Source organism: Streptomyces sp. SudanB5_2050, assembly GCF_964272335.1.
GTDB lineage: Bacteria > Actinomycetota > Actinomycetes > Streptomycetales > Streptomycetaceae > Streptomyces > Streptomyces rochei.
This window is the reverse complement of sequence record NZ_OZ186760.1, coordinates 856,234-878,816: the sequence shown is the minus strand read 5'-3', so window position 1 is coordinate 878,816 and position 22,583 is coordinate 856,234. Positions and strand designations below refer to the sequence as shown.

The window sequence follows — 22,583 nt, the reverse complement described above, 5'->3', positions numbered from 1 at the left end:
GGAGTTCCGTCCGTCCAGCCTCGCCCACCCGGGCGTCGGTGATCAACCGGACGGGACGGTGCGGACGCGGCCGGGAGGAGCCGCGTCAGAACGTGCGCTCGAGCAGACCGAGCAGCGCCTCCCAGTGCCGCTCGGTCGCCGCCGGGTCGTACGCGGCGGTGTCGGCCTGCGTGTAACCGTGGGGGGCGCCCTCGTACACCTCGCAGGTGTGCCGGACACCGGCCGCGGTCAGGGCGGCGGTCAGGCGCTCCTGCTGTTCGGCGGGCAGGCCCGGGTCCTGGTCCGCGTGGCCGAAGTACAGTTCGCCGGTGATCCGCCCGGCCACCAGGTGCGGGCTGTCCGCCGCCTCGGTGGCCAGGTTGGCGCCGTGGAATCCCGCCGCCGCGGCGACCCGGTCCGGGAAGGTGCCGGCCGTGCGCAGGGCGAGCCCGGCGCCCATGCAGTAGCCGGTCAGCGCGACCGGGCCGTCGGCCGCCGCCGGGCATGCCTGGAGCCACCGCAGGTAGGCGTCGGCGTCCCGCATCGCCCGGTCGGGGGTGAGCGCCTCGAAGGCCGGGCCGAGGAGCCGGAAGAGGTCCGGTCGCGCCGCCGGGTCGATGAACTCCGGCAGCTCCGCGACCGGGGCCCGCCCGTTCCGGTGGAAGACGTTCGGCACCAGCACGGTGTAGCCGGCACCGGCCAGCCGGTCGGCCATGCTCCGCAACTGCGGGCGCAGACCGAAGGCGTCCATGAAGAACAGCACGGCGGGGTGCGGCCCGCCCTCGGCGGGGTGGGCCAGGTAGGCGTCGCAGACGCCGTCCTCGGTGCGGATGTCGACGGCGGTTCCCTGTACGGCGGTCACGGCGGGCCTGCCTCTCTGTCGATGCTCGCGGGCGACCCGCCGGCCGCACCGGCGGATCATCGCCATCCTGGCACGCCCGGTCCCCGGGGCATCGCCCGCCCCGGAGCGCACCGTCGCCCCGCGCGGGCGGCGGTCCGCTACTCGAACCGGGTCGTGTCGCCCGCGCCGCGCCGTACGATCTCCGCCTCCCCGCCGGAGAAGTCGACGACCGTGGTCGGTTCGGTGCCGCAGTCGCCCGAGTCGATCACCGCGTCCACCACGTGGTCGAGACGGTCCTTGATCTCCCAGCCCTGCGTCATCGGCTCCTCCTCGCCGGGCAGCAGCAGGGTGCTGGACAGCAGCGGCTCACCGAGTTCGGCGAGCAGGGCCTGGGTGACGACGTGGTCGGGGATGCGCACGCCCACGGTCTTCTTCTTGGGGTGCTGGAGCATGCGCGGCACCTCCCGCGTGGCGGGCAGGATGAAGGTGTAGCTGCCGGGCGTGGACGCCTTGATCGCCCGGAACACGTCGTTGTCGATCTGCACGAACTGGCCGAGCTGCGCGAAGTCCTGGCAGACCAGCGTGAAGTGGTGCCGGTTGTCCAGTTGCCGGATCGACCGGATGCGGTCGGTGCCGTCGCGGCTGCCCAGCAGGCAGCCGAGTGCGTAGCAGGAGTCGGTGGGGTACGCGATCAGCGCGCCCGAACGGACGCTGTCGGCGACCTGGGCGATGCTGCGCGGCTGGGGGTTGTCGGGGTGAACGTCGAAGTACTTCGCCATTCACCGAGCTTATGCCCGCCCGCGCGCACGGAGCGGCAGGCCCGGTCGGCGGCACCGGTGGGCGGCACCGGTGGGTGGCACCGGCCGGCCGGGGTACCCGCCCCGCCGAAGGAGCCGTGCGCGCGGTCATGCGGTACCGTCCGCAGTCGGGCCGGGGGCGAGGCGAGGACGAGGAGAAGGCCGACGTGGCGGGCCGAGCGGACGGGACGCGGCAGCGGGAAGCAGGGACCGGCGAGCACGCCGACTGGGCGGCGGAACTCCTCGACCACCTGCGGCCGGCCGGGCGCGACGTGCACCGGGTCGTGAGCTGGCTGGCCTCGGCCGTGCACGGGACCGTGTCCCTCCAGGACGGCACCGGCCGTCTGCTGGCCGGCACCCGCGCCGTCCCCGACGACTCGCCGCTGGCCGACATCACCTCGGGCCGGATCGCGACCGCCGCCCTGGAGGACCGGGGTCGCCACCTGCGGCTGGTGCGTGTGGAGCGGGTGCACCCGGCGCCGGCGGCGGTCCTCGCGGTCACCCGTGAGACCCCGTTCGACCGCCGTGCCTCCGACATCGTCACCCACACCGCGCAGGTGCTGGAGCTGCTGCTGGCTGGCCACGAGTCGACCGCCGCCGGCCACCGGCTGCGCCGGGCCACCGCCGACCTGCGCCTGGCGATCCTGCAGTTGCTGATGGTCGAGGACACCGTCTCGGCCCGTCGTGTGGCCGCCGGGCTGTGGCCGGGCCTCCTCGACACCGACACGGCCTGCGTCTACGTCGTGGAGTGCGGCGCCGGGGAGCGCGACCGCCTCACCGAGGAGTGCCTGTCGGTGACCGGGGACCTGGCGCTGGTCGTACGGTGCCCGGCGATGGACGGCCATGTGATCGTCCTGTCGCCCCACGAGGCGGCCGGGCAGGAGCTGCGCGCGCTCGTCGGCCGCCTCCCGGGCGTCTTCCTCGGCGGCAGCGCGCGGCAGAGCCTCGCCCGTACCGCGACGGCCTACGGCCAGGCCGTGAGCGCCCTGGCCGTGGCCCGCTTCCGTCCCCAGCAGGCGGCGGTCTACGCCGAACGCACCCGCCCCGAGCGGCTGATGGACCCGGCCGCCCTCCACGGCTGGACGGCCCGGCTGCTGCGCCCCCTGGACAGGCTCCCGCACCACACCCGCGCCGAACTGCTCGCCACGACCCGGCTGGGCCTGGAGTTCACCGCCGTCAACACCGCCAAGATCCTCGGTGTCAGCCGCAACACGGTCCGCGCCCGGATGGACCGGGTCGAGACCCTGCTGCGCACGGACTTCGCCGACCTGAGGGTGCGGGCCACCGTCCACCTCGCCCTGAGCGCGCAGGCCGGTCTCGACCAGCACGGCGCCGAGGGCGGTCCCGCCCGGCCCGGCCCGGCGAGTCTCACCGACGTGCTGGCCGGGCCCGCGCTGGGCGCCTGGGCCGGGGACCTGCTGGGCCGCCTGGAGCCGGACGCCCGGAGCCTGCGGCGCACGCTGCGCACCTGGATCGCGGCCGGCGGCAACGCCGAACGGGCCGCCCAGACGCTCGGCGTGCACGCCCAGACGGTGCGCGAGCACGTCCGCAGCGCCGAGCCCGTCCTGGAACGCCAGCTGCTCGCGGCCGGCAGCGACCTGTACGAGGTCGTGCTCGCCCACCTGGTGGCGGGTGACCTGGCGGAGCCCGCCCTGCCCGGTACCAAAACGGACCATCCGGACTCACCTGTGCACGGGTGAGTCCGGATGGTCCGGCAGCGGGCATCGCCGCGATTCACAACGGCGGAGCCGTCCACGTAGGTTCGACGCGTCGCGGGGGACGGCGACCGGAACGGGGGACCGGTCGCGTCCCCGCGGCCCTCGGGCCCGGGCGTACGGGTGATCAGCCGTGGGGCAGGATCACCGCGCGTCCGTTGACCTTGCCCTCGTGCAGCCGCTCGTACGCCAGCGGGGCGTCGTCCAGGGAGTACGTCTCGGTGTGCACCGAGACGGCACCCGACCGGGCCAGGTTCAGCACCTCGATCAGCTCGCTGCGGCTGCCCCAGTAGGGCGCGTTGACCGACACCTCGAAGGGCAGCAGGCCGAAGCCGACGGGGATCGAGCCCCCACCGATGCCGACCAGGGTGACATCGCCCTCGACGGCCGCGACGGCGCCTGCGGTCTTCACGGTCGGCGCCACTCCGACGAAGTCGAACACGGCCTCGGCGCCGAGACCACCGGTCAGTTCCCGCACCGCGTCCGCGGCCTTCGCGTCCGACAGCACGGTCTCGTGCGCGCCCACCTCACGGGCGAGGCGCAGCTTGTCCTCGGTGACGTCGAGGGCGACGACCCGCGCGGACGTCAGGGCGCGCAGCAGCTGGATCGCGACGTGGCCGAGACCGCCGGTGCCGATGACGACCGCGGTCGACCCGGGCACCAGCTTGGGCAGCGACCGCTTGATGGCGTGGTACGGCGTCAGACCGGCGTCCGTCAGCGGCACCGCCGCCACCGGGTCCAGTCCGTCCAGCGGGACCAGGTGCCGGGGGTCGTCGACGAGCAGGTACTCGGCCATCGACCCCGGGCGCCCGAGCCCCGGCGGGTGGATGCCCAGCTCGCCGGCGCGCAGGCAGTAGTTCTCCTTGCCCTCGGCGCACTTGGCGCAGGTGCCGCAGCCCCAGGGCCCGTAGACGGCGACCGCGTCGCCCTCGCTCAGCCCCGTCACCCCGGCGCCGAGCGCGGCCACGGTGCCGACGCCCTCGTGGCCGAGGGTGAGCGGCAGCTCGTACGGGAAGCCCTCGGCGGGCCAGCCCATCACCGCGATGTCGGAGTGGCAGACACCCGCGGCGGTGACCTTCAGCAGCACCTGGCCGGGGCCGGGCTCGGGGTCGGGGACCGTCACCACCTCGGGCGGGGCGCCGATGGTGCGGTACTGCAATGCCTTCATGGTCGAACTCCTTCGTTCTCCCCCGGTTCGGTGTCCCCCCGGTGTGTGGCCCGGTGCGGCCGGTCTCAGACGGCGGTGTAGGCGCCGTCGACCAGGTGGTAGCTGCCGGCGACGAAGGACGCCCGGTCCGACAGCAGGAAGGCGATCAGCTCGGCGACCTCCTCGGAACGCCCGAGCCGGCCCGCCGGGTGCAGGGCGACCAGGCCCTGGTAGGCGGCCTCGTCCATGGTCTTCAGCAGCGGGGTGTCGATGAAACCGGGGCCGACCGCGTTCACCCGGATGCCCTTGGCGGCGTACTCGGCCGCGGCGGCCTTGGTCAGCCCGACCACGCCGTGCTTGGCGGCGACGTAGGCGGGCGAGCCGGCGAAGCCGACCGAGCCGAGGATGGAGGCGACGTTGACGATCGCGCCCGCGCCGGCCGCCTCCATGACGGGCAGTTCGTAGCGCATCGAGTAGAAGACGCCGTCGAGGTTGGTGCGCACGACGCGGTGGTAGGCGTCCACGTCATACTCGCCGGTCGGGGCGCTGGGGCCGCCGATCCCGGCGTTGTTCACGGCGAGGTCCAGGGTGCCGAAGGTGTCGACGGCGAAGGTGACGGCGGCTTCGACGGACTCCGGACGGGTCACGTCCAGTTCGACGGCCGCCGCGCGGACGCCCGCCGCCCCCAGTTCGGCCGCGGCCTTCTCGGCGCCCTCGGCGTTGTAGTCGGCGACGACGACGTTCGCGCCGCCGGCGCCGAGGCGGCGGGCGGTGGCCAGGCCGATGCCGGAGGCGCCGCCGGTGACCAGGGCGGTCCGGCCGGTGAACTCGGCGGCGTCGGCGGCGGAAGTGGTGCTGCTGGTGCTGGTGCTGGTGGTGCTCATGATGTGGTTCTCATTCTTCGGTGGTGCTGTCGGGGGTCGCGGCCGCGGCCTCCGAGGTCAGGGCGTCGTAGGCCCGCTCCACGAGGGCGGCGAGGTCTGCGGCTCCCGCGTCCCGCTCGTCACCGCGCGCCCACAGGCGCATCGCGGCGATCAGGACTCCGGCGGCGGCGTCGACGACGGCCGCCGGGCGCACGTCCCGGGCGTCGTCGGTCCCGAGCCGGTCGGCGACGATCCGGATCGACTCCTCCTGGGCGTCGACCCTGATGCGCTGGTAGGCGGCGAACAGGTCGGGTTCGCTGTCGGCCAGCGCCAGCAGCCGGCGCATCCGGGGACGCACGTGCCACGCCGGGTCGTCCCGGTCGGCCAGCCAGTCGCGCACCGCCCTGCGGTACGCGAGCAGGGGCGGCTCGTCGGCGGGCCGCGCCCGCAGCAAGGCGTTGATGCGGGCGCCGTCCCGCCGGACGAAGTCCAGGGCGGCGTCCTCCTTGCCGGAGAAGTGCCGGCTGAACGTGCGACGCGTGACGTCCGCCCGTTCGGCGATCGCCTCCACCGTGGTGGCGGCCGAGCCGCGCTCCAGGATCAGGTCGCAGGCGGCCGTGGCCAGCGCGTCGCGGGTCAGCCGCGCCTTGCGCCGGCGCCGGTCCTCTGGGGTGGGGGAGGGCTTCGTCGCCGTCATGCCTCCGAGGGTACACCCGAAAATGTCCCGTTGGGACACATGACTCAGCGGGACATGACTGCTGCCGTGTGCCCCGAGGCGCCCCGGGTACCCGGCCCGCACCACGGAACGAACACCCCGACGAGGAGGACCGCATGACCAGCGGTACGGAGACCGGCGGCGTGACCGGCACGCAGGACAAGGACTACAACCTGATCTGGTACGTCGAGTCGTGCCTGAGCAACGCGCTGCGCCTGGAGACGTACATCCAGGACGCGGAGCGCGACAAGGACACCGAGGTCGCGGAGCTGTTCCGCAAGGCGCAGGCGGACAGCCGCAAGGGCGCCGAACTGGGCAAGGAACTGCTGCGCGCCCGTCTGAGCGGCGGCTGACCCCTCACGCCCCGCCCGTGACCGGCCCGGACGCCCACTGAGCTGGGTGGCCGGGTCCTTGGTGTGAGATGCCGCGAATGTGTGCACATCGGTAGGTGACGGGCACCTCGTCGCGGGGTACCCGCACCACCCATGTGCGCGGCCGACGGCCGCCTCGCCGCTCAGGGCCGCGTCCGACGGCGGCCACGAGTCGAAGGAGCCCACGAACATGACGGACGTATCGAGTCAGGGGCCCGCCCCGGGCGACGACCGCAAGGTGCTCACCAACCGCCAGGGGCACCCCGTCTACGACAACCAGAACCAGCGCACGGTCGGCGCCCGCGGCCCCGCCACGCTGGAGAACTACCAGTTCCTGGAGAAGATCAGCCACTTCGACCGCGAGCGCATCCCCGAGCGTGTGGTGCACGCCCGCGGGGTCACGGCGTACGGCTATTTCGAGGCGTACGGCGCCTGGGGCGACGAACCCATCGACCGCTACACCCGGGCCAAGCTGTTCCAGGAGCGGGGCAAGCGCACCGACCTCGCCGTCCGCTTCTCCACCGTCATCGGCGGGCGGGACTCCGCCGAGACCGCCCGCGACCCGCGCGGCTTCGCGGTGAAGTTCTACACCGAGGACGGCAACTGGGACCTCGTCGGCAACAACCTCGCCGTCTTCTTCATCCGCGACGCGATCAAGTTCCCCGACGTCATCCACGCCCTCAAGCCGGACCCGGTCACCTTCCAGCAGCAGCCCCGGCGCATCTTCGACTTCATGTCGCAGACGCCCGAGTGCATGCACATGCTGGTCAACCTGTTCAGCCCGCGCGGCATCCCGGCGGACTACCGCCACCAGCAGGGCTTCGGCGTCAACACCTACAAGTGGGTCAACGCGGCGGGCGAGACCAAGCTCGTCAAGTACCACTGGATGCCCAAGCAGGGCGTCCGCAGCATGACCGAGGAGGACGCCGCCAACGTCCAGGCCCACGACCTCGGCCACGCCACCAAGGACCTCTACGACGCCGTGACCCGCGGCGACTACCCGGAGTGGGAACTGCTCGTCCAGATGATGGACGACCACGACCATCCGGAGCTGGACTTCGACCCGCTCGACGACACCAAGACCTGGCCCGAGCAGGAGTTCCCGGCGAAGCCGGTCGGCCGGATGGTCCTCGACCGGATGCCGGAGAACTACTTCGCCGAGAACGAGCAGATCTCCTTCGGCACCGGCGTCCTGGTCGACGGGCTCGACTTCTCCGACGACAAGATGCTGGTCGGCCGCACCTTCTCGTACAGCGACACCCAGCGCTACCGGGTGGGCCCCAACTACCTCCAGCTGCCGGTCAACCAGGCCAAGAACGCGGAGGTGCGCACCAACCAGCGCGACGGACTGATGGCCTACCACCAGGACGGCGGCGGCGAGAACCCCATCGTCAACTATGAGCCGTCCATCACCGGCGGCCTGCGCGAGGCCGAGTACCCGACCCACGACGAGCAGGGTCCGGAGATCCAGGGGCGCCTCACCCGCAAGCGCATCCCGCGCACCAACGACTACATGCAGGCCGGGCAGCGCTACCTGCTGATGGAGGAGTGGGAGCGCGACGACCTGGTGGCGAACTTCGTCAACCTGCTCTCCCAGTGCGACCGGCCGGTCCAGGAACGCATGGTGTGGCACTTCCTGCTGGTCGAGAACGACCTCGGGCTGCGGGTCGGCGAGGGCATCGGCATCAGCCCGCAGGACGTGAAGCACCTGGAGCCGCTGGCGAGCCAGGACCTCACCGACGAGGACCGCGAACGGCTGGCCAACCTCGGCAAGAACCCGCCGCGCGACGTCGAGGGGCTGACGATGACGCACTGTGTACCGAACGAGCGGCACGTCGTCACGCGCTGACGCTCACGGCGCGCGGCGCAGCGCCGACCGGGCCGCCGCGAGGGCCTGCTCGGCGTAACCGCGGCCGAACAACACGGCGTGCACCAGCAGCGGGAAGAGCTGGTGCACGCCGACCCGGTCGGCCCACCCTTCGGCGAGCGGCGCCGCATCGTCGTAGGCCGCCAGGATCCGGTCCAGGTGCGGGCAGCCGAAGAGACGCAGCATCGCCAGGTCGGTCTCCCGGTGCCCGCCGTGCGCCGCCGGGTCGATCAGGTGCACCTGCCCGTCGGCGCCCCACAGCACGTTCCCGCTCCACAGATCGCCGTGCAGCCGGGCGGGCGGCTCCGGCGGCCCCGCCAGGCCGGGCAGCCGCTCGCAGACCCGCTCGACGTCGGTCGCCTCGGCCGCCCGGAGGGTGCCGGCGTCGACCGCTCGGCGCAGATACGGCAGGACCCGGTGCTCGGCGTACCAGCGTGGCCAGTCGTCACCGGCGGCGTTGCGCATCGGGGCGAGCCCGATGTACGCGTCCTCGGGTCCGCCGGGCGGCGCGGCGCCGAACGCCGGCGCCCCGGTGGCGTGCAGGGCGGCCAGGTCACGGCCGAACCGGTCCGCCGCCCCGGCACCCGCCCGGCCCAACGCCACGCGGTCGGTGACCAGCCACCGCTCGTCGTCGCCGTGCACCGCCGGAATCCGTACCGTCCCGGCGGCGGCGAGCCAGCGCAGGCCCGCGGCCTCGGCCCGCGCCGCTCCCGTGCCCTCGCCGCGCTTGACCATGACCGTGCGCCCGTCGTCGAGGTCCACCTCGGTGAGCGAGGCGGACAGCGGGCGCTCGCCGGTGACCTGCCGGCCGGTGAAGCGAGCGGCGGCGGTCGAGGGGGGAGAGGCGGGAGGCACGGCCACCAGACTAGGGGCCGCTGCGGCCGACCCGGTGAAAATCGTCCCGTACGCCGATCGAACGCCTTCGGTACGGGGGAGCAGTGGGACTATGACCAGTTCAGCGTTCCATCGCACCATCACCCTGCCCGCTCCCGTCTGCGCCCAGGCCGCCCAGCACCTCGAACAGGCCGTGCACAAGGCGATCGACGGTGCCGCGACTCCGTGGCGCGCCTTCCGCGGGGCCGACGGGGACGACTACGCGTTCTCGGTCCCGGTGGTCGAGCAGGCCGCCGGCTGTCTGCTGGTGCTGGCGGCCGAGAGCGCCCAGAGCCTGCGTCCCTCCGCCCTGCGCGCGCTGATCACCGTCGCGCTGCACCTGCGCGACGCCGCCGAAGCCGTTCGACGGCCCGCGATTCCCAGCGTGGCCTGGTGAGCGGACGCCGGGGACCGGTGGGCGACGGTGAGCGGGTGCCGGGGTCCGGTGGGTGACGGCGTCAGGCGCCGGTGAGGCGCAGCGTGCCCCACAGGGCGACGGTCGCGGCGACGACCGTGGCCGGCACGGTGAGCAGGCCGAGCCGGGTGAACCGGCCGAGTTCCGCCTCGATGCCGTGCCGGTGCAGGATGCGCCGCCACAGCAGGGTGGCGAGCGAGCCGGCGTAGGTCAGGTTGGGGCCCAGGTTCACGCCGATCAGCACGGCCAGGACCTGGGCCGGGCCGGCGGGGGCGGCCAGGGGGAGCAGGGCGAGGACGGCCGGCAGGTTGTTGACGAGGTTGGCGAGCACCGCGGCGACCGCCGCCACCGCGAGCAGCGTCGGCAGCGAGTCGCCCGCCGGGAGCAGGCGTCCGAGGCCGGACGCCGGTCCGCTGGACACCACCGCCTGTACGACGACGCCGAGCGCGAGCACGAACAGGCAGAACAGCGGGGACGCGGCGCCGAGCAGTTCGCGGGGCCCGGCGCTGCGGCGGGCCAGCGCCCGGGCGCCGAGTATCAGGACCCCGCCGAGCGCCGCCCACGCCGGGTCCAGGCCGAGCGGGGAGGAAACGGCGAAGCCGGCGAGGGTGAGGGCCACGACGACGAGGGTGAAGCGGGGCACGGCCGGGTCCGGCGTGCGGCTGCCGGAGGCGGGTGCGGTCGGTGTGGGATCGGGGGAGGCGGATGCCGGGGAGGTGGCGAGGTCGGCGCGGAAGAAGTGGCGCAGGATCGCGTACTCGACGGCGATCACGGCCAGCCAGGGCAGCGCCATGAGCCCGGCGAACCGGGTGAAGGACAGCCCGCTGGCCGTGAACGCCAGCAGGTTGGTCAAATTGGACACCGGCAGGAGCAGTGACGCGGAGTTGGCCAGGTGCGCCGTGGCGTACACGTGCGGGCGGGCCCGGGCGCCGGCCTTGGACGCGGTGGCGAGGACCACGGGCGTGAGCAGGACGACGGTGGCGTCGAGACTGAGCACGGCCGTGACCGGGCAGGCCATCGCGAACACCCCGGCCAGCAGGCGTCGAGGGCTGCCGCCGCAGCGGCGGGCCACGATCGCTCCGACGGCTTCGAAGAGGCCCTCCTTCGCGCACAGGTGCGCCAGGACCAGCACCAGGGCCAGGAAGACGACGACCGGCAGCAGGGTGCGGGTCTGCTCCCACGCCTGGTGCGGGGTGACCGTGCCCAGCACCACCGCCAGTGCGGCGGCGGGGACGGCCGCGGCGGCCTCGGGCAGGCCGCGGGGGCGCAGTACGGCGAAGACCAGCACGGCCAGCAGCAGGACGAGGGGCACGGCCTCGGAGAGGACGGTGGTACTCAGGGCTTCTCCTAGGTAAGGACCGGATGCGTGTGTCCGAGGCCACGCCGTCGATGAGAGGCGGGCCATGTTCCGCGCGGTGGGCGCCGGGCTACGGTGCCGGCGGAATTTTCTGACTCCGCCTTGACCGGCAGTTCGGACGGCCCGGCAGTGTACGCAGATCTCTCACCCGTCATCGCGGCGACCGCCCAGTGGCTCACCCGCGCCTACCCGGCGTCGGGCGGGGCGCTGGCCCTCGCCCTCACCGAGGCGCAGGCGCGGCAGGCCGTGACGGTGGCCGCGCGGCTGCGCTACCCGACTCCGATGGACGTGGGGCTGATGGGCGTCGCGGGGCCGGGGGGCTCCGCCCGGCTGGACTGGATCACCGGCGTGGACGGGGACGGCGACGGGGCGGCCGACGCGTGGCGGACCTGGGTGGACGAGGTCGTCGCCAGCTGGGCGTTGAGCCTGCTGGCCGACCCGGAACTCGCCGCCCGCGCGGTGAGGGCGTTGGCCGAGGGCGGGACGCCGGTCGACTACCGCCGCCTGCTGACCCCGGACGACGGCGACCGACGGGCGGCCGCGCTGCTCCGCCACCCCGACCTCGTGGCACCCGTGGCCGTACTGCACCGGGCGGAGCTGCTCGCGTTGGTGGCGTGACACGGGTGCCTCCGGCGGTCGGGCGGGGATGCCTGCGGCGGGGTGTGTGGGTGGGATGCCTGCGGCGGCCTGCGCGGCTTGGTGGGTGGGGTGCCTGCGGCGCCGCTGCGGCTCGGTGGGGGTGCGCGTAGCGCGTTCGGTTGTCTGTGGGTCGGGGCCGCGCCGGGGGGTGTCCGTCCTCGGAACGGCGCGAAATCGGTCGGCCACAGAAGCCGGGGGCGTTGACGCGCCAACCGCTGCGGGCGGACACCCCCCGACACGTCCCCTCCCCGCCGTACGCGGCTATCCGTACGTCCCACCGCAGCTGCCATAGCCGCCGCCGCTGCGAGCAGTCATCCCACCCAGCTGCGGACTTCCCTCCCCCCGCGCAGCTGCGGGCAGTCGTGCCGCTGGGGCGGCACGGGTGGGCGCAGCGGCACCCCGCTACGCCGGGTTGCGTGACCCACCCCCGCGCGCACACCCACGCCGGGCGCGAAGGAGGCGTCGGCGACCTCACCGCCCCGAGCCCCGCAGGGTCACGCCGCTGTCCCCAGCGCCGCCCGCGCCGGCGCCTCCGTGTCACCGCCCCGCACGGCCACCGCCTCCACCGGCCTACGACCGTGCAGCACATGCCCCGCTCCGATCGCCCCGGCGATGACGAGACCCCCCACGACGAGCGCCCCGCGCGCGCCGGCCAGCTCCATGAGCAGGCCCAGCGCCGGCGGACCACCCAGGCTCCACACCGTGCCGATGCTGCCCCACACCCCGAGCACCCGGCCCCGCATGTGCGCGGGCGGATCGGTCTGCAGGACCGCCGTGCCCGCGGTGTCGGAGACGGACTCCACGACGGCCATCGGCAGCACCATCACCAGCAGGACCGCCAGCGACGGCGACAGACCCGCCACGACCTGCAGCAGCCCGCCCGCCGCGGCCAGCGCGCCCACCACCCGCACGGAGGGCCGCCGCAGCCGGGCGCCCAGCACCGCGCCGACGATGCCGCCGGCCGCCAGCACCGTGGAGACCGTCCCGAACGATCCGGCGCCGCCCGCGAGGGGGCCGGTGACGAGCACCGCGAGGGTGAGCTGGTAGTTGCGTCCGAAGACCGCGCTGACCCCCGTGACGCCTGCCAGCGCCAGCAGCCGGGGACGGCGGGCGAAGAAGGCCAGGCCCTCCCGCACGCTGAGCGCGTCCCGGGGCCGCGCGGTCGCCGCGTGCTTGACCGCGCCCTTCGCCGGGCGCAGGAAGGGGATGACGGAGGCGACGAAGAGGAACGACAAGCCGTTGGCGGCGTAGGCGGCGGCCGTGCCCAGGAAGCCGACGGTCACCCCGGCCAGGGCCGCGCCCGTGAGACGGCCGGCCTGGTGGACCAGGGCCCCCACCCCGATCGCGGAGGGCACGTCCTCGGCCGGGACAAGGTCGTTGCCCAGCAGGGAACAGGCCGGGCCGTCGACGGTGGCGACCACTCCGGTGATCGCGGCCAGCACCATCAGCGAGGTCACGTCCAGCCGGTCCAGCGCCACCATGAGCGCCGTCACGAAGGCGATCGTGCCGAGCAGCGCCTGGCTCACCGCGGCGGTCAGCCTGCGGGGCCAGCGGTCGACGGCCGCACCGCCGAACACGCTGATCAGCAGCGCGGGCGCGGCCTGGACGGACATGGACAGACCCGTCGCGGCGGCCGACCCGGTGATCTGCAGGACCAGCAGGTTCTGCACCGTGAGCTGCATCCACGTACCGGCGTTCGACACGAAGTTCGCCACCGACCACCAGCGCATGCTGCGGTATCTCAGGGACCGCCACGGTGAACGGGACGGGGCGGGGGAAGGGGAAGAAGACACAGTGCGCCACTCGAAGTCGGGTCGGGGACCCGGAAGGGAAAGGGACGGGAGCGAGAAGGCCGGCTGCGCTGCGCGGCCGCTCCACTGAGCCGGAAACGGCGCCGCCCATCGTGGCAGAAGGAGGCGGACAGTCCTCGCCGACGGGTGTCCCGGGACCGAGCCAGGTGGCACCAATTCCGTTGTGGCGGGGCGTACTTGGCGGGGCGAGTGTGCTTGATCACAGGCCGCCGGGGCGGGAGTGACCGGAGCCACAGGGGTGGCCGCGGCAGGCGTCAGAGCATGAAAGGTACTCGGTGGGGCACCCGGGGCCCGCTCGTCAGTGCTGCGCGGAGGAAGGAAGGTCGTCCTCATGATGCCGACGGCGGCGTTCGGCCCGCGGGAAGAGGCCCGGTCATCGTGGCGCCGGGCCCTGGTGACCGGTGGTGCGGGCTTCCTCGGGTCCCGTCTGTGCACCCGGCTGCTGGATTCGGGAGTCGAAGTCGACTGCCTCGACGACCTCTCCACGGGGCGGGCCGAGAAGGTGGCCCACCTGGCGGGCCGCCCCGGCTTCCGCTTCCTCGAACAGGACGTGTCGGACGAGGGCTGCGCGGGTCTCCTTCCCGGTCCCTACGATCTGGTGCTGCACCTGGCGGGACCGGGGGTCTGCCCGGGGCCCTGGCCGGAGCGGCCGGTGGAGATCCTGGACACCGGGAGCCTCGGCACCCGGACCGCGCTGGCCCTCGCCGAGCGGGACGGCGCGCGGTTCCTGCTGGCCTCCTCACCGCCGGTGCCCGCCGACGGCGATCCGGTCGGACCGCACATCGCCCGCGCCGAAGCCGTCCGCTTCTCCGAGGCCCTGGTCGCCGCGCACGCGGCCGCCCACGGCTCGGACGCCGGGATCGTGCGGCTCTTCGGCGGTTACGGGCCCGGCATGCGGACCGACGACGGGGGCATTCCGGCCGTCTTCCTGGAGCAGGCGCTCGCCGGCCGGCCGGTCACCGTCCCCGGGGACGGCAGCACGCCCCACCCCCTGTGCTATGTCGACGACATGGTGGACGGCGTGCTGCTGGTGGCGGCCGGCCGGTCGGTACGGCCCGTGGACATCGGCGGGGACGAGGCACCCACGGCGGTGGAGATCGCCCGACGGGTCGTCGAGCTGACCGGGTCGGGGTCGGCGCTGACGTTCGTGGACGGGCAGGCACCGGACAGGCCCCGGCCGGTCACCGGGTTCGCCCGTGAGATCTTCGGCTGGTTGCCGAGCGTGACCTGGCAGGAGGGGCTGGAGCGCACCGTCGCCTCCCTCCGGGGGCGGGCGGAGCCGGTTCCCCCGGCGCCGGCCGAGCGGGCGGGGGAGTGGTCGGCGTGAAGGCGCTGATCGCCCGGCCGGGTGGACTCGGCGACGTCCTCCAGGCGGGCCCGGCGGTCCGCGCGGTGGCCACCCGGGCCGCCCGCGTGACCATGCTGTGCGGCCCCCGCGGCGCGTCCGCCGCCCGGCTGCTGCCCCACGTCGACGAGGTCGTGGTGTGGGACCCGCCCGGCGAGGCCGACGACGCCGACGGGCTCGTGCGCAAGCTGCGCGAGGAGGCGTACGACGTCGCCCTGGTCCTCCCCGCCGGACGGCGGGGGCCAGGGTCCGCGACGCGGCTGCTGCGGTCGGCGCACGTGCGCCGTATCGGCGCCGCCCCGCCCCCTGCCGGACGGCCGGAGGCGGAGGCCGCGCTCGGCGCCGCCGCTGAGCTGGGGTTCGGGCTGCGACGCGGCGACGACGGCCGGCCGCGGGTGCGACCGGTACCGGACACCGCCGCCCTGACCGGCAACGGCCCCTACGTCGTCGTCCACCCCGGGGCCGGAGATCCGGGCCGTGCCTGGTCGGCCGAGCACGGTGCGGAGGCGGTCGCGCTGCTCGCCGACGCCGGGCACCGCGTCGTCGTCACCGGCGGGCCGAGGAGGCCGCGCTGACCCGCGCGGTGGCCGGTCGGGCCGGAGTCGATCTCGGCGGGCGCACCGACCCGCGCGCGTTCGCCGGTGTGCTGCGCGCCGCCGACGCGCTGGTCACGGGCTCCGGCGGAGCCGCCGGACTGGCCGCCGCCGTCGGCACGCCGGTCGTCCCCCCTGCGTCCCGGGACCTCACCCGGGCCGTGCGGAGTCTGCCGCGGCGCCGTTGACCGCGCGAGGGCCCGTCGCCACGGCGACGGGCCCTCGCACGTGGTCCTGCTCAGTCGGACTTTCCCCGGCCCGACAGGGCGTCCCGCACCCGGTCGACCATTCCCGCGCCGGGCGCCAGCAGCTTGTTCATCGGCGGCTTGTCCGGGGCGGACGGGTGCGGACGGGTCGGCGCCGTCTTCTTCGCCTGACGGACCTTGTCGCCCAGCTCGTCCAGGGCGTGGGCGGGGCACGCCTCGCGCAGCCGGGGGAAGAGGTTGCCCTCCTCGTCGGCGACGTGCTCGCGGATCTCGCTCATCAGCATGCCGATCAACCGGTCGAACTCGGCGTCGTCCGCGTTGTGGCCCTCCAGGTCCTTCATGATCTGCTCGGCCCCGGCGTGGTCCTCGAGTTCCTTGTCCGCCAGGGCGTTCCCGTTCGCCACGTGCTCGCGGACGGCCGGGTAGAGATACGCCTCCTCGGCCACCGAATGCCGGATCAGCTCGATCGTGGCCTGGTCGGCGTACAGCTTGCGGTCCTTGTGGCCTGGTGGCAGCGCCTCGATCTTCCCGAAGAGCTCCTCGACCTCACGGTGATCGGTTGTCAGCTCGTCGATGACGTTCCCTCCGTGTCCCATGCTGCACCTCCGCGTCGTCCTCGCGGGCCGGGGCGGCCCGTCACGAGGCGCCGGGTCCCCCGCGGCCCGCGCGGCTAACGCCGGTTCAGACGCCCAGCTTCGCCCTGACGCCGCCCGCCGCCACCGCCGGACGCGCCGTGGCCCGGACCGAACGGTGTACCAGGTGGGCGTCGTGGCGCAGGTCCCGCGCGGCGTGCCGGCCGCGCCACAGCAGGGACGGGGAGCCGCCGGTGTCGTCCGCCGCGATCAGCAGCCCGCCCATCATGGACAGGTTCTTCAGGAAGTGGATGCGCTGCTGCGCGCGCTCGCCCGGGTCCTGTGCGTCCCAGTAGCGGTGCGCCGCCAAGGTGGTCGGGACCAGGGTGGCCGCGAGGGCCAGCGCCGCCAGACGCGGGCAGCGGCCCAGGCCCAGCATGAGCCCGCCCACGACATGGACGGCACCGTTGAGCCGGACGAGTTTCTCGGTGCTGTCCGGGAGCACCGACACGCGGTCGGTCACCGGACGCACGATCGGCTCCGCCGCCGGGGCCACGTCCTCGGGTCGCCGCAGGGACTGCAGACCGCCCGCGACGAACATCGAGGCGAGCATCGGACGGCCGGCGATACGCAGAAGACTCATGACGCTCTCGCTCTTTCCAGGTGGGTTGCCGGAACAGTGACAGAGGTGTGGTTCCTAGGGGATCATCGGGTGCCCGGACCGGTGGCCGCCATTCGGCGACCGGTGCGGCACTCAGCCGGGGCGCCGCCCTGACGCCCGGCGTCCGCGCAGGTCAGAGGTTGTTCAACAGCTGCGGAGACAGATTCTTGATCATGGTGTTGGTCCAGCGCATCTGGCGCAGTGTCCGCGGGTGGCAGGCGGAGGCCAGCCCCAGCAGCTCGCTGTCCCGGGCGGCCTGTGCGGCCTGGGCGAGCATCTCCCAGTGCAGCGAGTTCTCCGCGGCGGCCAGATGCAGCTCGCGCAGGTCGCGCAGGAGCAGCAGGCCGGGCTCGGGCCGGTGCGCCACCGCCTCGGACGCCTTCGCGCGCAGCGTCGCCAGGACGCCGTCCGAGGAGGTGTCCGGGGGATCACCGAGCCGCACCCCGTGGTGCGCGGCGACCTCGGCCAGGCGCCGGACGTGGTCGCGGGACCAGCGGGCGAGGTCGGTGGCCACGTGGTGCACCTCGTGCTCGGGGCGGTGGCGCTCGGCGACCGTCACCAGGTCGTGGGCCAGGTGCCGCTCGCCGCGGTGCAGGACGCGCAGGGTCAGAGTGATGCCGTTCACCGGACGCCTTCCTCGGGATCGTGCGGGAACCGGGCCGGCGACTGCGTCGTCCGGGCCGCCTCGCCGCCCGCGGTGGGCCGGGCCGCCACGCCGTCCGCGGGCGCCGAGGCGGTCGTGGTGGGCGCCGGGGACGGACTGCCGTCCCCGCGCTCGACCAGGGTGAGCGCCGCCGTGGCCGTCTTGAACAGAGGCTGCTTGGAGGCCGGGTCCCAGTCGGTGATCGTCGTCTCGTTGGCCGCCCGCCCGGGAGTGCCCGGTCCCGGCCCCGACCCGTTCCCGGTGTCCCAGTAGCCGTAGTGGAAGGGGACGAAGAGCAGACCCGGGCGGATGTCGGTCACCCGCAGCCGGCCGCGCAGCGCACCGCGCCTGCCGGCGACCTCCACCAGGTCCCCCTCGGCGAGACCGAGCCGTTCCGCGTCCACGGCCGAGACCTCCACCCACACGTCCGGTGCGGCGTCACGCAGCTGCGGTGCCCGCCCGGTCTTCGTACGGGTGTGGAAGTGGTAGATCGTGCGGCCCGTGGTCAGCTGGAACGGGTACTCCTCGTCCGGCTCCTCGTGCGGCGGCAGGTACGCGGCCGCCTTGAGCATCGCCTTGCCGTCCGGGTTGAGCGAGCGGTATTCGACGACCTCCTGCGACGCCCCCGTCTCCAGGTCCTTGCCGTAGCTCTCGCACAGGTCGGGGTGCGCCCAGGCGATGCCGTCGGTGTAGAGCCGCGGGGTGCCCTCGGGTGCGGCGGCGGTACAGGGCCACTGGATGCCACTGGTGTCGTGCAACTTGGCGTACGACAGACCGGTGTAGTCGCAGGGGCGGCCCGCGCTGCAGCGCTGCCACGCCCGGAACGCCGACTCGGGGTCGTGCCAGGTGACGAGCGGACCGCCGTCCTTGTCCCGGAAGTCCATGCGCCGGGCGTAGTCCAGGAAGATGTCGAGGTCGGGCCTGGCCTCGCCGGGCGGCTCGACCGCCTTCCGCGACAGGTGCACGGTGCGGTCCGCGTTGGTCAGCACCCCGGTCTTCTCGCCCCAGGTGGCGGCCGGCAGCACCACGTCGGCCAGCTGCGCCGTCTCCGTCAGGAACAAGTCCTGTACGACGGTGAACAGGCGGTCCTGCGTCAGGATCGAGCGGACACGGGACAGCTCGGGCAGGGACACGGCGGGGTTGGTGCCGCTGATCCACAGCATCCGGATCGAGCCCTGCTCGGCGTACCGGTACATCTGCATCGCGTGGGTGGGCGGCGCGTAGTGCGGGATCCTCTCCGGCTCCACGTTCCACACCTTCGCGAGGTCGGCGACGTGGGCGTCGTTCTGCCAGTTGCGGAAGCCCGGCAGGTCGCCGTCGGCGCCGCACTCGCGGGTGTTCTGGGCGGTGGGCTGGCCGTTCATCTGGAGCAGGCCGGCGCCCGGGCGGCCCAGCATGCCCCGGATCAGATGCAGGTTGTTGACCTGGACCGCCGCGGCGGTGGCCTGGTGGGACTGGTACACGCCCTGGAGGACGCTGGAGACCAACGCGTCCGCGGTGCCGACGAGTTCGGCGGCCTCCTCGATCCGGGCGGCCGGCACGTCGCAGATGTCCGCCGCCCACCGGGGCGTGCAGTCGGCCACCCGCTCGGCCAGCTCCTCGAAGCCGACGGTGTGCGCGGCGATGAAGTCGCGGTCGACGCGGTCGTGCCGGATCGTCTCGTGCAGCAGGGCGTTGAGCAGCGCGACGTTGGTGCCGCCGCGGGGCGCCAGGTGCACGGCGGCGTGCCGGGCGACCTGTGTGGGCCGCGGGTCCACACAGAGCAGGCGCGGCGGATCGGCCCCCTCCAGCCGGTCCAGCAGCCGCATCCACTGCACGGGCTGGGTCTCGGCGATGTTGTGGCCGAACAGCGCGATCACGTCGGCGTGGTCGAAGTCGTCGTAGCTCCCGGGCTGCCCGTCGCAGCCGAAGGTCTCCTTGAGCGCCTCCGCCGCCGTCGACGTGCACAACCGGGTGTTCCCGTCGAGGTGGGGGGTGCCGATGCCGGCCCGGGCCAGGACGGCGAGCGTGTAGTACTCCTCCAGGAACAGCTGGCCCGAGGTGTAGAAGCCGATCGAGCCCGGGCCGCGCTCTTCGAGCAGCTCGCGCGAACGGGCCGCCACCAGGTCCATCGCGGCGTCCCAGTCCGTCTCCACCAGCCGCCCGCCGCGCCGTACCAGGGGCCGGGTCAGCCGGTCCCGGGAGGCGTTGGCCTGCCAGCCGAACAGGTCCTTCGGGCCGAGGCGGCCCCGGTTGACCCGGTCCACGTCGCGGCCCCGCACGCCCACCATCCGGCCGTCGGCCACCGCGATGTCCATGGCGTCGCCGTCGGAGTGCAGGATCGACGCGGACTGCACCCAGCGCTCCACCGCGTCGGGCGCCACCCCCTCGGCGAGGAACGTGTCCACCCGGGCCGGCCAGGTCTCGTGCCGCCCGTAGGGTGTCCTGCCGCCCCACGGTCGGGCGATCCGGTCCGTCGCCTCCTCCATCGCCGGCCTCCCGCCAACGTCCGTCGCACTGCCGGCCGCCGGGTACCCGGACGCCGCGGATCGAAGCGACTCCCTTGTGGGAGCGCTCCCAAGCGGGCAGGATGCTGCGGTGACTCCGACTCCCTTCGTACGCCCGTACCGCCCGGCCGACGCCCCGGCCCTCGACGACATCTGCATCCGCACCGCGCACAACGGCCGGGACAGCCGGCCGGTGTACGCCGACCCCTCCGTGCTGCCCGCGATCTTCGCCGCCCCGTACGTCCACCTCGATCCGGACCTGGCGTTCGTCCTGGACGACGGCGAGGGCCGGGCGGTCGGCTACATCCTCGGTACGGCGGACACCGCGCGTTTCGCCGAGGAGTTCCGCGCCAAGTGGCTGCCGCGCGTCGCGGACCGCTACCCGGCTCCCGCGGGCCCGCCCGGCACCCCGGACGAGGTGATGGCCGGGCTGCTGCACGACCCGGAACGCATGATCGTGCCCGAACTCGCCGCGTACCCGGCCCATCTGCACATCGACCTGCTGCCCGGCTGGCAGGGCCGCGGACACGGCCGGACGCTGATGCGGACCTTCTGGCGGGCGCTGCGCGAGCGAGGGGTCCCGTCCGTCCACCTGGTCATGGCCACGGCCAACACACCCGCCCGGGCCTTCTACGACCGCCTGGGCTTCCACGTGATCGAGACGGCCGGGCTGGACCCCGCGGACGTCACCTGCCTCGGGCGTACCACCCGCGAGGACCCGGCTCGGCCCTGACGGCACGCCGGACACGACGGCCCGGGGTGCGGCGGGCGGGTCGGGTCGTCAGGCCGAGCCCAGCCGGTAGACGTTGAAGGCCCGGCGGATGACCGGCTGGGCCACGTTGCGCACCCGTACACCGCCCGCCGTCATCCCGTGCTCGGTGCCCAGATGGGCGTGGCCGTGGACGGCCAGATCGGCACCGGCCGTGTCGATCGCCTCGGCGAGCAGGTAGCTGCCGAGAAAGGGGTGGATCTCCGGCGGTTCCCCGGCGAGCGTGTCGGCGACGGGGGAGAAGTGGGTCAGCGCCACCCGTGCCGTGCAGCCCTCCTCGTCCAGTTCCTTCAGCGCGGTGTGCAGACTGTCCGCCGAACGGCGGGTGGTGCGTACGAACTCCTTCATCACCGGCTCGCCGAACTCCCCCGCGCTGCGCCCCACGAACCCGCCGCCGAACCCCTTGGTCCCGGCGATCCCCACCCGGCCCCCGGCGCACTCCACGACCGTGCCCTCGCCCTCGAGGACGGTCACCCCGGCCTCCCGGAGGATGCCGGTGACCTCCTCGGGCCGTTCGTCGTGGTGGTCGTGGTTGCCGAGGACGGCCACCACCGGCACCGACAGGTCGCGGACCTCGCGTGCCACCACCCGGGCCTCGTCGGGCGTGCCGTGCCGGGTGAGGTCCCCGGCGAGCAGCAGCAGGTCGGCACATTCGGGCAGGGTCTCGAACGCGGGCCGCAGCAGCCCTTCGCTGTCGGGTCCCATGTGGATGTCTCCGACGGCGGCGACGCGGATCGTCACAGCTCCTCCGCATGATCGGGGCGGGTGGTCTCCGCGACCACGATGTCGGTGTGCACGGTCAGTCCGGCCAGTTCCTCGCGGGCGATCCGCAACACGCTCTCGCGGCAGCCGGCGGAGGGCACCGTGCCCGTGAGCGCGATCGCCCCCGCCCTGATCTCGGCCCGGACGCCGAGTTCGCCCAGCTCCTCGGCGGCGAGCCGATCGTGCAGGTGGGCCACGCGGTACTCGACGTTCTCGGTGGTCTCGGCGTTCTCAGCGGCCTGGGCGTTCTTGGCGTTCTGGGCGCCCGAGGCGCGGTCGGCGTCCCCGGCCGCCGCGGCGGGGCCGCTCGCCGCGGGGCCCTGATGTCCGACGGGGTCGCTCATCGCTGTTCCTCCTCCGGGGTGGTGGCCGGGGGACCGGCCGGGGGGATGATCTCCAGCCGTTCGAGGACGAAGAAGAACGCGGCGGGCATCGGGGCGTCCCCGCAGTCGCGGCGCAGGGCCTCCCAGTCGATCTTCTCCCGCAGGGTGCGGGCGATCGGCAGTACCGCCCCGAAGTCGCAGTGGTGCTCGGAGAAGGCCGCCAGCAGGCCGCGCAGCAGATCGGTCGGGGCCAGCACCGGCATGAGCACCGAGTCGACCGACAGCTCCTCGGCCCGGGCCAGCAGCTCCGTCGTGACCGGTTCGTGGGCCAGCTCGAAGATCAGGTCGACCTGCTGGCCCAGACAGCTCGCCTTGAGCAGCCAGTCCTCCGGCGGCGTGTAGACCGTGAGACCGGCCGCCCGCAGCGTCTCGGCGACGGCCGCCGCGTCGTCGGGACGGATGCAGAAGTCCACGTCGTGCTGGAGGTTCTGGTGGCCGCCGTGCGCGTAGACGGCGACGCTGCCGGCCAGCGCGAAGGGGTGCTCGTTCCGCTTCAGGATGGCGCCCACCTGCTTGGCCGCCTGGAGGATCGCCTGGTTGCGGTCGACCGGGAGTTCCTGGTGGCGCGGGTCGTCCGCCGGGACGGGGCCGGAGTCGTGCGCCGCCGTCGGACGGAGCTCGGACACGCCGCGCCGGTCGAGAGCGTGTTCGTCGGCGGGCTGCGTCATCGCTGTCCCCTCTCCGTTTCTGACTCCGGGCCGTCGCCTCGCGCGGGACGGGCCGGACCCGTCCGGTCGTCCCACGGCCTGCGGGTACCCGGCGTGCCACCGCCG

Annotated in this window: 24 protein-coding genes; 9 read left to right on the top strand and 15 right to left on the bottom strand. The window is 74.1% G+C overall.

The window, feature by feature from the left end:
* Nucleotides 1–85 precede the first annotated feature (85 nt).
* Both ACFZP7_RS03665 and ACFZP7_RS03660 read right to left on the bottom strand, forming a co-directional pair.
* On the bottom strand, nt 86–841 hold the full coding sequence (locus ACFZP7_RS03665; protein WP_385633837.1) for a dienelactone hydrolase family protein: 756 nt from the start codon (nt 839–841) through the stop codon (nt 86–88).
* A gap of 137 nt (nt 842–978) precedes the next feature.
* Nucleotides 979–1,599 carry an L-threonylcarbamoyladenylate synthase gene (locus ACFZP7_RS03660; RefSeq protein ID WP_019324094.1) on the bottom strand — a complete coding sequence of 207 codons (621 nt, stop codon included), beginning with the start codon at nt 1,597–1,599 and terminating at the stop codon, nt 979–981.
* A 185-nt stretch (nt 1,600–1,784) separates the two neighbouring features.
* Between ACFZP7_RS03660 and ACFZP7_RS03655 the strand changes: the two genes are divergently transcribed.
* Nucleotides 1,785–3,317 (top strand): helix-turn-helix domain-containing protein, encoded by a 1,533-nt coding sequence (locus ACFZP7_RS03655; protein ID WP_385638325.1) that lies wholly within the window; start codon nt 1,785–1,787, stop codon nt 3,315–3,317.
* A gap of 142 nt (nt 3,318–3,459) precedes the next feature.
* Here the strand turns inward: ACFZP7_RS03655 and ACFZP7_RS03650 are convergent, their stop codons facing one another.
* From ACFZP7_RS03650 to ACFZP7_RS03640, 3 genes are all read right to left on the bottom strand, one after another.
* A complete protein-coding gene (locus ACFZP7_RS03650; protein ID WP_046250702.1) occupies nt 3,460–4,500 on the bottom strand; it encodes an NAD(P)-dependent alcohol dehydrogenase in 1,041 nt (346 codons plus the stop codon).
* 65 nt (nt 4,501–4,565) lie between these two features.
* Entirely contained in the window at nt 4,566–5,363 is a 798-nt protein-coding gene (locus ACFZP7_RS03645) for an SDR family NAD(P)-dependent oxidoreductase (RefSeq protein ID WP_385633836.1), read from the bottom strand.
* A gap of 10 nt (nt 5,364–5,373) precedes the next feature.
* Nucleotides 5,374–6,039: a TetR/AcrR family transcriptional regulator gene (locus tag ACFZP7_RS03640; protein WP_019324098.1), complete on the bottom strand. Its 666-nt coding sequence runs from the start codon at nt 6,037–6,039 to the stop codon at nt 5,374–5,376.
* 134 nt (nt 6,040–6,173) lie between these two features.
* Here ACFZP7_RS03640 and ACFZP7_RS03635 point away from each other — a divergent pair, with 134 nt between their 5' ends.
* Together ACFZP7_RS03635 and ACFZP7_RS03630 are read left to right on the top strand one after the other, a co-directional pair.
* Entirely contained in the window at nt 6,174–6,410 is a 237-nt protein-coding gene (locus ACFZP7_RS03635) for a hypothetical protein (protein ID WP_019324099.1), read from the top strand.
* A gap of 208 nt (nt 6,411–6,618) precedes the next feature.
* Nucleotides 6,619–8,277: a catalase gene (locus tag ACFZP7_RS03630; RefSeq protein ID WP_019324100.1), complete on the top strand. Its 1,659-nt coding sequence runs from the start codon at nt 6,619–6,621 to the stop codon at nt 8,275–8,277.
* 3 nt (nt 8,278–8,280) lie between these two features.
* Here ACFZP7_RS03630 and ACFZP7_RS03625 read toward each other — a convergent pair whose 3' ends face one another.
* Complete coding sequence (locus ACFZP7_RS03625) at nt 8,281–9,150, bottom strand: fructosamine kinase family protein (RefSeq protein WP_385633835.1); 870 nt, start codon at nt 9,148–9,150, stop codon at nt 8,281–8,283.
* A 91-nt stretch (nt 9,151–9,241) separates the two neighbouring features.
* Here ACFZP7_RS03625 and ACFZP7_RS03620 point away from each other — a divergent pair, with 91 nt between their 5' ends.
* The gene (locus tag ACFZP7_RS03620; RefSeq protein WP_019324102.1) at nt 9,242–9,565 is read left to right on the top strand and encodes a hypothetical protein; all 324 of its coding nucleotides are present in this window, start codon (nt 9,242–9,244) and stop codon (nt 9,563–9,565) included.
* A gap of 61 nt (nt 9,566–9,626) precedes the next feature.
* Here ACFZP7_RS03620 and ACFZP7_RS03615 read toward each other — a convergent pair whose 3' ends face one another.
* Nucleotides 9,627–10,895, bottom strand: a complete 1,269-nt coding sequence (locus ACFZP7_RS03615) for an SLC13 family permease (RefSeq protein ID WP_385633834.1) — start codon at nt 10,893–10,895, stop codon at nt 9,627–9,629.
* 174 nt (nt 10,896–11,069) lie between these two features.
* Between ACFZP7_RS03615 and ACFZP7_RS03610 the strand changes: the two genes are divergently transcribed.
* On the top strand, nt 11,070–11,558 hold the full coding sequence (locus ACFZP7_RS03610; RefSeq protein WP_385633833.1) for a hypothetical protein: 489 nt from the start codon (nt 11,070–11,072) through the stop codon (nt 11,556–11,558).
* A gap of 515 nt (nt 11,559–12,073) precedes the next feature.
* Here the strand turns inward: ACFZP7_RS03610 and ACFZP7_RS03605 are convergent.
* Nucleotides 12,074–13,309, bottom strand: a complete 1,236-nt coding sequence (locus ACFZP7_RS03605; RefSeq protein ID WP_031020474.1) for an MFS transporter — start codon at nt 13,307–13,309, stop codon at nt 12,074–12,076.
* Nucleotides 13,310–13,721: 412 nt separating this feature from the next.
* On the opposite strand from ACFZP7_RS03605, the gene ACFZP7_RS03600 reads away from it, so the two are divergent.
* From ACFZP7_RS03600 to ACFZP7_RS03590, 3 genes are read left to right on the top strand one after another with little or no spacing between them, the layout of a single operon-like run.
* On the top strand, nt 13,722–14,717 hold the full coding sequence (locus tag ACFZP7_RS03600; RefSeq protein ID WP_385633832.1) for an NAD-dependent epimerase/dehydratase family protein: 996 nt from the start codon (nt 13,722–13,724) through the stop codon (nt 14,715–14,717).
* Nucleotides 14,714–15,310 carry a glycosyltransferase family 9 protein gene (locus ACFZP7_RS03595; RefSeq protein WP_385633831.1) on the top strand — a complete coding sequence of 199 codons (597 nt, stop codon included), beginning with the start codon at nt 14,714–14,716 and terminating at the stop codon, nt 15,308–15,310. Before ACFZP7_RS03600 ends, ACFZP7_RS03595 begins: the two co-directional genes overlap by 4 nt.
* An 8-nt stretch (nt 15,311–15,318) precedes the next feature.
* Nucleotides 15,319–15,516 (top strand): hypothetical protein, encoded by a 198-nt coding sequence (locus ACFZP7_RS03590; RefSeq protein WP_385633830.1) that lies wholly within the window; start codon nt 15,319–15,321, stop codon nt 15,514–15,516.
* Between the two features lie 50 nt (nt 15,517–15,566).
* Here ACFZP7_RS03590 and ACFZP7_RS03585 read toward each other — a convergent pair whose 3' ends face one another.
* The 4 genes from ACFZP7_RS03585 to ACFZP7_RS03570 form a co-directional block, all read right to left on the bottom strand.
* Nucleotides 15,567–16,130 (bottom strand): hemerythrin domain-containing protein, encoded by a 564-nt coding sequence (locus tag ACFZP7_RS03585; protein WP_385633829.1) that lies wholly within the window; start codon nt 16,128–16,130, stop codon nt 15,567–15,569.
* An 85-nt stretch (nt 16,131–16,215) separates the two neighbouring features.
* A complete protein-coding gene (locus tag ACFZP7_RS03580; protein ID WP_220672000.1) occupies nt 16,216–16,749 on the bottom strand; it encodes a DoxX family protein in 534 nt (177 codons plus the stop codon).
* A gap of 151 nt (nt 16,750–16,900) precedes the next feature.
* Nucleotides 16,901–17,392 carry a hypothetical protein gene (locus tag ACFZP7_RS03575; RefSeq protein ID WP_385633828.1) on the bottom strand — a complete coding sequence of 164 codons (492 nt, stop codon included), beginning with the start codon at nt 17,390–17,392 and terminating at the stop codon, nt 16,901–16,903.
* Nucleotides 17,389–19,878 (bottom strand): molybdopterin oxidoreductase family protein, encoded by a 2,490-nt coding sequence (locus ACFZP7_RS03570; protein WP_385633827.1) that lies wholly within the window; start codon nt 19,876–19,878, stop codon nt 17,389–17,391. The genes ACFZP7_RS03575 and ACFZP7_RS03570 overlap by 4 nt, the downstream gene beginning before the upstream one ends.
* A 109-nt stretch (nt 19,879–19,987) precedes the next feature.
* Here ACFZP7_RS03570 and ACFZP7_RS03565 point away from each other — a divergent pair, with 109 nt between their 5' ends.
* Entirely contained in the window at nt 19,988–20,629 is a 642-nt protein-coding gene (locus ACFZP7_RS03565; RefSeq protein ID WP_019324112.1) for a GNAT family N-acetyltransferase, read from the top strand.
* 48 nt (nt 20,630–20,677) lie between these two features.
* On the opposite strand, the gene ACFZP7_RS03560 is transcribed toward ACFZP7_RS03565, so the two are convergent.
* From ACFZP7_RS03560 to ACFZP7_RS03550, 3 genes are all read right to left on the bottom strand, one after another.
* On the bottom strand, nt 20,678–21,406 hold the full coding sequence (locus ACFZP7_RS03560; protein WP_019324113.1) for a metallophosphoesterase: 729 nt from the start codon (nt 21,404–21,406) through the stop codon (nt 20,678–20,680).
* Nucleotides 21,403–21,624, bottom strand: a complete 222-nt coding sequence (locus tag ACFZP7_RS03555) for a BON domain-containing protein (RefSeq protein ID WP_050990676.1) — start codon at nt 21,622–21,624, stop codon at nt 21,403–21,405. Before ACFZP7_RS03555 ends, ACFZP7_RS03560 begins: the two co-directional genes overlap by 4 nt.
* A gap of 143 nt (nt 21,625–21,767) precedes the next feature.
* The gene (locus ACFZP7_RS03550) at nt 21,768–22,478 is read right to left on the bottom strand and encodes a nucleotidyltransferase family protein (RefSeq protein WP_062136017.1); all 711 of its coding nucleotides are present in this window, start codon (nt 22,476–22,478) and stop codon (nt 21,768–21,770) included.
* Between the last annotated feature and the right edge of the window lie 105 nt (nt 22,479–22,583).